This window comes from Levilactobacillus andaensis, assembly GCF_016861695.1.
In the GTDB taxonomy this organism is placed as follows: Bacteria; Bacillota; Bacilli; order Lactobacillales; family Lactobacillaceae; genus Levilactobacillus; species Levilactobacillus andaensis.
Map to the genome: position 1 here is coordinate 25,801 of NZ_BOLP01000022.1, position 10,827 is coordinate 36,627.

7 protein-coding genes are annotated in these 10,827 nt (G+C 51.8%); 1 reads left to right on the plus strand and 6 read right to left on the minus strand.

The genetic code is table 11. The features are described from left to right. Positions 1 to 56: 56 nt before the first annotated feature. Positions 57 to 956 carry a 3-hydroxyacyl-CoA dehydrogenase gene (locus JUF10_RS13170; RefSeq protein ID WP_203643074.1) on the minus strand — a complete coding sequence of 300 codons (900 nt, stop codon included), beginning with the start codon at positions 954 to 956 and terminating at the stop codon, positions 57 to 59. A gap of 272 nt (positions 957 to 1,228) precedes the next feature. On the opposite strand from JUF10_RS13170, the gene JUF10_RS13175 reads away from it, so the two are divergent. Next, positions 1,229 to 1,807 (plus strand): LOG family protein, encoded by a 579-nt coding sequence (locus tag JUF10_RS13175; protein ID WP_203643075.1) that lies wholly within the window; start codon positions 1,229 to 1,231, stop codon positions 1,805 to 1,807. A 565-nt stretch (positions 1,808 to 2,372) separates the two neighbouring features. Here JUF10_RS13175 and mprF read toward each other — a convergent pair. The 5 genes from mprF to JUF10_RS13200 form a co-directional block, all read right to left on the minus strand. Next, positions 2,373 to 4,988, minus strand: a complete 2,616-nt coding sequence (gene mprF, locus JUF10_RS13180; protein ID WP_203643076.1) for a bifunctional lysylphosphatidylglycerol flippase/synthetase MprF — start codon at positions 4,986 to 4,988, stop codon at positions 2,373 to 2,375. A 624-nt stretch (positions 4,989 to 5,612) separates the two neighbouring features. Further along, the gene (locus JUF10_RS13185) at positions 5,613 to 6,254 is read right to left on the minus strand and encodes a VTT domain-containing protein (protein ID WP_203643078.1); all 642 of its coding nucleotides are present in this window, start codon (positions 6,252 to 6,254) and stop codon (positions 5,613 to 5,615) included. Between the two features lie 56 nt (positions 6,255 to 6,310). Then, entirely contained in the window at positions 6,311 to 8,923 is a 2,613-nt protein-coding gene (locus JUF10_RS13190) for a YfhO family protein (protein ID WP_203643086.1), read from the minus strand. Between the two features lie 18 nt (positions 8,924 to 8,941). After that, positions 8,942 to 9,586, minus strand: a complete 645-nt coding sequence (locus tag JUF10_RS13195; RefSeq protein WP_203643088.1) for a phosphatase PAP2 family protein — start codon at positions 9,584 to 9,586, stop codon at positions 8,942 to 8,944. Positions 9,587 to 9,596: 10 nt separating this feature from the next. Next, positions 9,597 to 10,538 carry a glycosyltransferase family 2 protein gene (locus JUF10_RS13200; RefSeq protein WP_203643090.1) on the minus strand — a complete coding sequence of 314 codons (942 nt, stop codon included), beginning with the start codon at positions 10,536 to 10,538 and terminating at the stop codon, positions 9,597 to 9,599. Positions 10,539 to 10,827 lie beyond the last annotated feature (289 nt).

Consider the following 10,827-nt stretch of genomic DNA (forward strand, 5'->3'; position numbering starts at 1 on the left):
AGTCCCATCACCGCCACCCCAGAGCACAGGGTGGCGGTGATGGGACTCTTTTTAATTTATCCTTTTAGAAAAGCTGGCTGAGCGTATGCTGGGTCGGGGTACCGATAGAAGCCAGCCCCACTCTCTTGGCCCAAATGGTTCTGCTCGATCATATCCGTCTTGACCGTGTGGGCCACGTCCACTAGGAATTCCTTACCCGGCTGGCCACTAGCCGCCAAAATAATGTTGTAGGCGGTGCGCAAGCCAATCTCATCAAGAATTCCAAATGGCCCCATCGGTGCGCCCGTCGCAATCATCCAGGCGCGATCAATGGTCTCGATATCCGCCACGCCCTTGGCCCATAGCACCAGAGCAGCGTCCACAAATGGAATCAGCAGTGTGTTGAGAACGTAGGCCGGTTGTTCCTTCTTTAACTGAATTGGGACCATGCCAATCTGCCGGGCAAAGTCGACCCCCGCTTCATAGATTGCCGGGTCCGTGCCGGCGTGTCCCATGACCTCGGTCATGTTATTGGCCCAGATGTGGTTGGCAAAGTGTAGCGCTAAGAACTTTTCCGGTCGCCCAGTCATGGCCGCAAACTGGCTGGGCACTAATGTTGATGAGTTGGTGGCAAAAATCGTTTTTGCTGGTGCCACTTTTGCTAACTCACCATAAAAAGCACTCTTGATGGTCAACACTTCCGGAATGGCTTCAATCACCAGGTCGGCGTCCTCGACAGCTGTCGCGAGATCCGTTGCGAAATGTAGCCGCTCGTTCGTGTCAAATAAGACCGCCGGCGTTGCATTCATTTCCCGTGCATAGGCCTGGTCCCAAGTCGCCATCCGCCGTTTAGCAGCCGCAATCGCCGCAGCGTTCACATCGTAGACGGTGACATCCAACCCACTGTACGCCGTTTGATAAGCAATTTGACTCCCTAACGTGCCACCACCGGCAACGGTTACCTTTTCAATCGTCATAGTCCTCTTCCTCCTTGCGTGAAACAGTCAGACATACTGGGATCTTCGGCCGGAGTTGGCTTGTGTCATTCGTTCCGTTATATGGCCACAGACCCCTTCATTAAAAACATCTTTATTTTAGAATCGGCTAAAATTTTTCACAATCTGAATGCGATTGTTGCGTCCCAACATTTACTAAGTCACTTATCCAACGTCACCGCGACCGGTTCGCCAGACTTTTCCATGAGGATTGCGGTATAATAATGCCAAATCTAATTTCTGGGGGTCTTTACATGTCAACCATTAAAAATGTCTGTGTCTTCTGTGGCTCGAACCACGGCTACGATCCACAATTCCTAATTCAAACGAACGCCCTGGGCAAGTATCTCGCTGAAAATAACCACCCGGTCGTCTACGGCGGGGGTAAAGAGGGGTTGATGGGCGCCATTGCCACCTCGACTATGGCGGCCGGCGGTGAAGTCATCGGTATCATTCCTACCTTTCTCCGTGAAATGGGCCTAGCCAAGGAAGACGTCACCACCTTCATCGAAACGGCAACCATGGATGAACGGAAGGACGAAATGCTGCGGCAATCCGACGCCTTTATCGTCCTTCCCGGTGGTTTCGGGACCTTTGAAGAGTTCACGACCATGCTATCTTGGAGTCAAATCAACGTCCACCAAAAACCCATCGCACTCTTTAACATCGATCACTATTTTGATGAACTGGTTGCGATGATGCACAAGTGTTGTGATGAAGGGTTTGCCCCGCAAGAGAACCTCGACCTCTTCATCGACGCGGACAGCATCGACGGCATCTTCGAGGGCTTCGCTAACTTCCGCCACCAACTGCCATTCAAGTACACAAACTAAAACTGAATTTGCATAAGAATTAGGCAAATTAGTGTTTCTTTCGCCTTACCGGCCGCCAGATATGGGCTGGAACGGTGCGGACACAACTTGAAGCCTCGAAAAGACCGATTCTACAAGCTTGGTCTTCTGCTAAGCCAGTGGGAAAGCCCACCCACTGACTAAGCAGAACGACGCGCCTGAGCCCATATCTGACGACCTCTCGGCTTACACGGTGGCTTTTTGTCGGCTGAGAAGATGACCAGAAAAATCGTTATTGATTAGTCAACAAAATATAGAGTGGACCAGAGTTTTCATGGTAGTGTCCAAACGTAACCGGAACCGGCCAGAGAGGCAGCCCGCCGATTCAGAAATCCTTTTCTCAGGCTGGAGGCGTTCTCAATGGTGGCCGGAATTCCTAACAGCCGCAGTACGACTATTTTAGCAGTACCGGTGCTTGCCACAATCCTAGAATAAACCTGCAAGTTCAGCTTTCAATCCTTAAAAGCCAATTTAAAAAGAGCAGCTAGCGAATGGAAACCTCATCGCTAGCTGCTCTTTTACATTGAACTCTTTTATAATTAGTGGATTATTCCCGGTTCTGCCACCGGACTTCGTCGACCAACCAGCCATTGAGCCATTTGGGGACGAATTGCGGCGTCACGTTTGGGCGACGGTTGATGATCAGGAGCAATTGTAACATGCTAAAGATCAACGACTGCCGCTTCCGATAGGCCAGATACTTCGGCTGCCATTCCGTCACGTATTTTTCCTTGTACGCGCGCAGGCCTTGGAAACTGTAGAAGTTATAGCCATACTCATAAATGAGATGGGCTGCCCGTTCCTCAATGAAGCTAAACTCCGACATCCCTACGTTGGCTAACGGAGCCATCCCCAGATTGAAGCTCTGGTAGCCCTGGTCGCGACAGGTCTCAAACAAGTAGACGAATAGTCCGTCCATGATTCCTGACGGCGCATCGTGACTGGCCCGCATCAAATCGATCGACGTCATGTTCCGTTCGCCGGTCGGCATGAGATTAGCAAAGGCCACAATTTTCCCCTGCGCATCATGCATCACCGCGACCGGCGCCTCATTCAGGTAGTCGCGGTCAAAGAAGCCCATGGAGAAGCCCTTTTCCGTTTCATCGTTCAACCACGACGCCGAGATTGCTTGGAGTTCATTGAACTGCTCATCACTCAACGGCGGCTGTAAGAGGTCGAACTGGTAGCCTTCCCGCTGGAACTTATTGATCAGCGCTCGTTCGCCGCGGCGCGCCTTCCCGCTCAGCTTAAACGTCTGCAGGTCAACGTGGCCCTCTTCACCGACCTTGATAAAATCAAAGCCCATTTCGTGGAGCCGCAGCGTCAGCGTTTCACTGATCTCATAGAAGACCGGCCGCAAGCCCGCCTGGTCAGCATCGTGCATGAACGCCTTTAGTGCCGGTTCCAAGACGGCCTGGTTCCCAATTGGCTCCCCCATGACCATCAGCTTATCTGCCTCTTGGCGGTACAGCAAGAAGAGTTGGTCCGCACCATCCACCTGGTAGAAGTAGGCCTGTTTATCCCGTAAAAATGCCAAGTGACTGACCTCATTACCGCCAAATTTGGCAATGATCGCCCGCATTCTCGGCGCATCATACGGCTCCTGGAGCCACTTGGGCCGGCCGCTGGATAAGTACCGGTAAATTCCAATTAGAATCAGCAGCGCGACTAGCAAGCCACCTAGACCGTTCAACCACACCTGCGTTGAAGGCAACAGCCAAGCGTTCGGCAGGAACGAGTGGTGATGGTGCGTGCCAATCTGCATGCTGGAGATGCCGAGGATGGTATAGAGGATGAAGGTCCCCACGTAAATACTGCCATCCACCAGCAAACCACCCCAAGAATAATTCAGACTCGTCCGGTACAGCTCCGGTCGGGCAAATAGGAGACAGGCTAAGACCAGTCCCAGCAAGATCGCCAAGCCGACCGGGAAGTTTTCCCGCCACAGCGTGATGACGATTGCGACGACTAACACGACCAGCGTGGGCCAGAATGCCCGTTTGACCCGGGCCCCCACGCCACGAGCCAGACCAATCAGCAGAAAGGCCATAATAATATTACTCATCTGACTTAAGAAATAAAACATGTACGGTATCAAACGCATGTACAGCCGGTTCGCCAGCACCACGTCTGGAATCGTCGCAAACAGGAGCATCATGACCCCTGAGAAATACATAAACGTTGTCACAAAAAGGTGGGCCCCCCGCCGCATGATCGTTACGGGTAGACCATTTAAAAATTCATTGACCCGGTGCCCCACGTCATGGATAAAGAACCCGACCCCCACGGCGAATGGCAATAGGTAGTAGAACAGCCGGTAGAGTAACAGCCAGCCCGTTGCGTCGGCCCGACTGACGCCGAGAAATCCCAGTCCAATGATCATGAAGACGTCAAATGACCCCAGTCCTCCGGGAATCATAGACACGACCCCCGCCACGGAAGCCACGACAAACATTGGGAAAACCGCCGCCAGTGAGATCGGCAAACCCAAGGCCCAGCCAATCAGCAGGAAAAATAGCGCACAACTTCCCCATTCTAAACTGGAACCGATGATCAATTTCATTTCGCGTTTCAAGGTTAAATCATGAAAGAACTCGCCGTTACTCAGGCGCGTGAAGACAAAGACGCCGGGAAAGTAGAGTCCCCCGCCCAGTAACCAGACCCAGTAACCACGGAACGGCTGACCGATATCAAAGCCAAATAACATAATTAGCGCGACCCAACAGGACAAGGAAAGTCCCGCCAATAGGAACAGGGCAATCTTGGAAATGGCATAAACGACTTGTTTCTTGGTCGCGGCCTTCGCATAAAAGTTGGCCCGCAGACTGGCACCCAGCAGGCCCCCCATGCCCGCTAAGTTGGTAAAGGTGTTCGTGGTCCAGCCACTGCGCACGATGTACCCGCGCGAAAATTTACCCGGTAAAAACTCAACGATCGTAAAATCGTAGACCAGCATCGGCAAGACCGCAATGAACCCGCAGACCAGCAGCAAGAGCAGTGTCCCCGTATTTAGCGTTGCCAACTCGGCCCGTAGATCCTGACCGTTCACTTCCTTAGCAACGCGGCCAACCGCTTGAATGATGAATATTAAAATCGAAAACATGAAGAGGCCCTTGATCAACGTTAAATGGCGCTGAATCCGACCCCACAATCCTTTCCCCATGATGCTACCTCCCCCGTAGACCTTCATTATCCCAATAGCGTTTTGAAAAAACAATCAAGGGGCAAAGCTAACCGACTGTTGCGACAGTTAACTATCTTTACCCGTCACCTGACCATTACCTCGACTGACACGCTAAACAAAAGGACATGCCCACTACCTTCAGCGGTCATGCCCTTTTGTGACTGACTAAAACATTCTGTATTAGTCCTAACCAATCTGATAAGCTCATTATACCATGGGGAGCTGGCCGATTACTGGTTAATATTAAAGGTTAAAAGTTCCAAAGCACCACCCTTGCCTGTTCTAGCAACAACAGTGGGACTAAAATTAGGCAACCTGGTGGTCCCTTCGCCTTACCGGCCGGTAGATATGGGCTGGAACGGTGCGAACGACGCGCCTGAGCCCATATCTGCCGACCTCTCAGCTTACACAGTATTCTTAGACGACGGAGATAATGACTGAAACAGTCGTTATCGATTGGACCGAAAACGCTAAATCTCCACGTTTTCCGATTATTGTTGTGATAGAACCCAGCCTGAGCCGGAGGAGGACAGGAATCCCTGTCAGCCGTAGTGCGGCAAACTGACACTAATTTAACGGTGTGACTTCTTTTGACACCATGATTTAGTCATCCACCGGTGTCGACGGATGACGGCCCTTTAGCCAACCAATCACGGCCGGAATCAGTGAGATGACGATGATGCCTAAAATAACCGCCGAAAAATGAGCTTTGACAAAAGCAATGTTGCCAAAGAAATAGCCGCCACCACTGCAGAGCAAGACCCACGCGATGGCCCCACTCACATTGAACTTGAGAAACCGCCGGTAAGGAAACTGCGACCCGGCGGCTGTGAACGGCACGAAGGTCCGAACAATTGGCATGAAACGACCTAAGAAAATGGCAGCCGGCCCGTGCTTACGAAAGAAGTGTGCCGCTTGAGCCAACCGTTTCTGATTGATCAGGCGACCGAACCACGACCCCTTGGCCAACGTCCGTCCCAAATAATAATTGAGCGAGTCACCGGCCACCGCCGCGGCCAAGAATAGGCCCATAAACAACCAGATGTTCAGACCATACTTGGGATTCGCTGCCAACGCCGCTGCCGCAAACAGTAACGAATCACCTGGTAAAAACGGGAGAATCACCGCTCCCGTTTCAACGAAGATGATGGCAAACAAGATGAGGTAGGTGGACCCACCAAACGTATTGACGATAGTCACTAAATGGCTATCAATGTGTAAAACAAAGTCGATAAGGGTTCCCATACTTTTCTCCTTCAGCGGGCATCTGCCATGCCAACGCTAGTCTTGTCTACTCTCAATTAATCCCGTTGGCGGCGCTGTCCCCGGCGCCAACGCCAATCCAATAGTCCAAACGCTGCGATACCTAGCACCGAAGCGCTGACACCAATATGCGCCCCCGGAACGTGATAACTTAGCCGCACATCATTGGTCCCTGGCCGCAAAGAAATTCCCATGAGACCATTCAAGAGTCGATGAGGGGTCACCCGGCGCCCGTTAACTGTGGCCTGCCAGCCCGTATCATACGGAATACTGAGGAAAAGCTCCTGCCGCCGTTTGGAACCAGTCACGGTTCCAACCAGTTCGGTCTTAAAATGACTTGCGACCGTGTGTAACGCCAGCGGTTGTTGCCGAACCGTTTGGACCAACCGATCAAAGGATGTGGTCCTGAGGCTCATGACCTGCATTTTATAGACCGCATCCGGATATTTAGCCGCAAACTTAACGGTAATCGTTTGGCCCCGCTTGAAGTCACCTAGCTTGGCGAGCAATTCGTGACCATCGACACTTGGCGTTAACCCAACTAGCTTACCGTCAACCTTCATGGTCGAAAACTTGGTAGCCCCGGTCGCCCACATGTAGGTCGACCCATTAGTTGTGGCCGTTAATTTCAAAACGTGATGATACCTATAGGTGGTCGGCACGCCCTTGATCTCTGTGACGTGTTTGACTGCATCGGTACCCAGCTTGGCTTGCGTGAAGTACGCCTGCCTGCTAGGGGCCAGTGCCTGCATCACGGCTTCTTGATTGCGTAGTGCGTTGGTGCCTAACTTAACGGTTGCCAGCGCCGATGACACAGCAAATCCCATGCCACTGTAACTACTAGTTGCTGTCGTCTGCGCACTGTTCGTCGTCAAATGAACCGTATCCTTAACGCCCAACAACAGTTCCGTCAAAGGCGTCAACCCCGCCGAACCGATCCGCCGAACGTTGTCACTGACTAATCCCAGTTGTTTCAGCGTCCGCCGTGTCTGTTCCGTTAACGTCGAACTGTACGACGCCACCCCGTGAAAGTTAAAGAGCAGGCTGTCATTGTAATTGTTGTAGGTTCCCTGATAGGCTCGATTGATCAATGTATTGTCATTTTGAACCCGGTAAAGTTGGCCATCCGGGTCATTTACCCGGCCCATCTGCTGGTTTTCGTTCTGGTAAGCCTTGATATAGGCCGCTTGGTTGCCAAAATTAGTGGTTCCCATGGTCAGGACAAAGTTGCCGCCGACCTCCGTTAATATCAGCCCACCGAGTAACCATTTGCGCCACATCCCCTGTGTCGCAAAGATGACCAGTGCCGTGAAGATGACGTAAATTGCGGCGATGGTCAGACTCTGCCAGTGAATCTGCTGAATGTTGTCGTAGTACTTTGCCAGTTTCGCAGAATGTCCCCGCACCAGGTCAGCCATTATCACAACTAGCCTTGCGCCCACAACCATGCTGACCACCTGAAAACCGGGCAAGCCCCATTGCCACCCACGGCGGATTGCCCGCGGATTCTTCTGCCACGACGCAAAGGCCAACATGACCATGACGAAACTAAAGAAGAAGACGTTCCGAAAAGGAAAACCGGCCGGCGCCTGCATCAAATGCCAAACAGTATTGAACACCCGGACCCACATTGCCAAGAACAACGTGAGCAGGAGAGCCCCCGCCGACCACTTTTCCCGGCGAGAGATTCGGGGATGAACGAAGTAGACCAGGACCAACAGCACCACCGCACTAGATGCAAAGACGGTCGGTGCGTGCCACAGCCGCTGGGCATAGTTGGTCGCCCCCACACCAAATTGCGTAAAGAATTCTAACCCAAACTCCGGAACGATTCGGAAGTTTAACGGGTCCGGCGTCTGCTTTGCCGTTAACAGCATCCCTAATCCCGTTGGAATCAGCACGATGGCGGCACTCAAGCCACTCAGTAAGCCACTCAACATGAACTGAGTCAGGCGCCCCCACCACGCTTTGGTCTGGCCCGGTTGCTTGTCAGTCAGCCAACCGTAAAAGACATAGGCGAAATAAAGGACCGCAAACAGACACGTCATGTACCCCAAGTAGTAATTTGTCAAAATACTAGCGAGCAGCCAACCGAAGAATTGGCCGGGTCGTTGTTCCCAGACTAAACGGTCAATCCCATCTGTCACCAGCGGCAAAATAATCAACGCGTCCAACCACATGAAGTCAAAGTAGTTCAGCGCCACGAAGCCACAGAAACTAAAGGCCAGTGCAAAGACAACCGTTAAGCATTGCGTCGTGTGAAAATGACGCTGTAAGTACCAGCTCATGGTCGCGGCAATTGTCGCAATTTTTAACATGATGATCAAACTGGCCGCCACCGGAACCTGGGCCGCACTGAAGAACACGACAATCAGGTTAAATGGGCTCAACAGGTAATAGGCTACCGTGGGGACCACCGAACCACCCAAAGACTGGGAGAAGGAGTAGAGGTGAAAGACCTGGTACTTAAACGCATGTTGCATGGCCGTTAAGAATGGGATGTACTGCGTTCCCATGTCACTCATTAATAAGCTATGATTGCCCAGGGGACTGATTCCCCAATAACTGAAGACGCTCACAACGACCAGTAAGGCCAGCACCCACGCTAACCCCACATTTTGCCATAACCGCTTCCGTTCCAACTGCTGCATTCTTCTCCACCCCACAATTTATTCTTGCGTCTGTTGTTGCCGCCGCTTAGTGACGCGTTCTAGCACGCTGACAATCTGTAACCACCAGCCACTGGCCAACAACAAGCTTCCCAGCACATCGCTAGGATAATGATCACGTAACCCTAAACGAGCGAATAACACCCCGAGAAGCACGATTGCCGTCATCGTAATGACACTCCAGCTCAACCAGCTCCGTCCCAGCCACTGCATCATGAGCGTCCAGACGATGAACACGAACAGGGCTGTGCTGAAGACGTGCCCGCTGGGAAAACTAAACCCCGTGTCGGGCACGACCTGCTGCAATGGTCGCATCCGCCCCACTAACGTCTTGATTACCAACAATAACCCGTCACCGGTCACGATTGCCGTCAGGGTCGCCAACGACCAGCCGTACTGCCGAATCCGCCACAGAAATAATGCTAAAACTACACCTAAGCCACTGGTAACTAGCGGACTTCCTATTAGGGTCAACCATTCCCACACCCGGACATGCTGACCGAGCACACTCGTACTAAATGCCGTTAACCATTGGTGGTCCAACTGCATCAGCGGCGCAAACTGAATTTTGACCAAAATTGCTAGAATCCCCAGCAAGCCGAAACACCCTAAGGCCAGTTGCTGGTTTCTTTCCGTCAATGTCATTGTTCTCCTCCTAGCGTTTATCCTTGATCAGATACTGGGGCCGGTGCTTGGTCTCCAAGTAGATCCGGCCAACGTACTTGCCCAGAATGCCTAAACATAGCAGCTGCAGGCCCCCGAGCATCAAGATGATGGCCACTAATGACGGCCAGCCAGCCGTGGGATTGCCAAATAGCAGCGCGCGAAAGACAATCCACAGCATGCCTAGAATGGCCCCCACAAATGACAGGCCCCCCAGCCAAGAGGCGATGGCCAAGGGCACTTCGGAATAGTCCATGATGCCCTCAAGCGAATAATCCAGCAGTTGCCGCATGGACCAGTGGGTCTTCCCCGCCACCCGATCCTGATGATGGAAGGTCAGGTACTTAGTCTTGAATCCAACCCAGCTGAAGATTCCCTTGGAAAATCGGTTGTACTCGGGCATGTCGATAATTGCCTGCACAACGGGCCGACGCATGAGCCGATAGTCCCGGGCACCCGGAACGATTTGAACTTGGGAGATGTAATTGATCACGTGGTAAAAGGCCTGTGACAGTTTTGACCGTAACCAGGGCTCACCGGTTCGGTCAGAACGCTTGGTCGCAACCACGTCGTAGTCCGTTTCCATCAGGGTCTCAATCATTGTTGGCAGCAGTTCTGGTGGGTCCTGCAAGTCAACATCCATGACGGCAACAAAATCTCCCTGGGCGACTTTTAGGCCGGCCAACAAGGCAGCTTCCTTGCCGAAATTCCGCGAGAAATTCACGTAATGAACGGCCTCGGGATTGGCGGCATGGAGGTATTGCATCTGCTTTAAGGAGTCATCACTGGAGCCGTCATTGACGAACCAATACTCCCATTGAAATTGATCACGATGACGGTTAAACTCCGTCATAATTTGTTCAACGCGTTTATAAAATAGCGGCAGGCTCTCTTGCTCGTTATAGCAAGGCACCACGATAGAAATTAATTGCATCCGATTCACTCCTTTAACCACAAAAAAGCACTTAGCTCTTATGGAAATTAACTGTCTCCATAATAACTAAGTGCTTAATCATCAAATACTGTGACCAAAAGAGATTAATCTGAGAATTTATCAGATTCCTAATTTGCGGTTTTTATTGAACGACTAAAGGTTGAAAGTATCCAAATACTGTTTAAGCCCGGTATAACAAAGATATTACCGTAAAAATTAGGCAACTCAGTCCATCCTTCGCCTTACCGGCCGCCAGATATGGGCTGGAACGGTGCGGACACAACTTGAA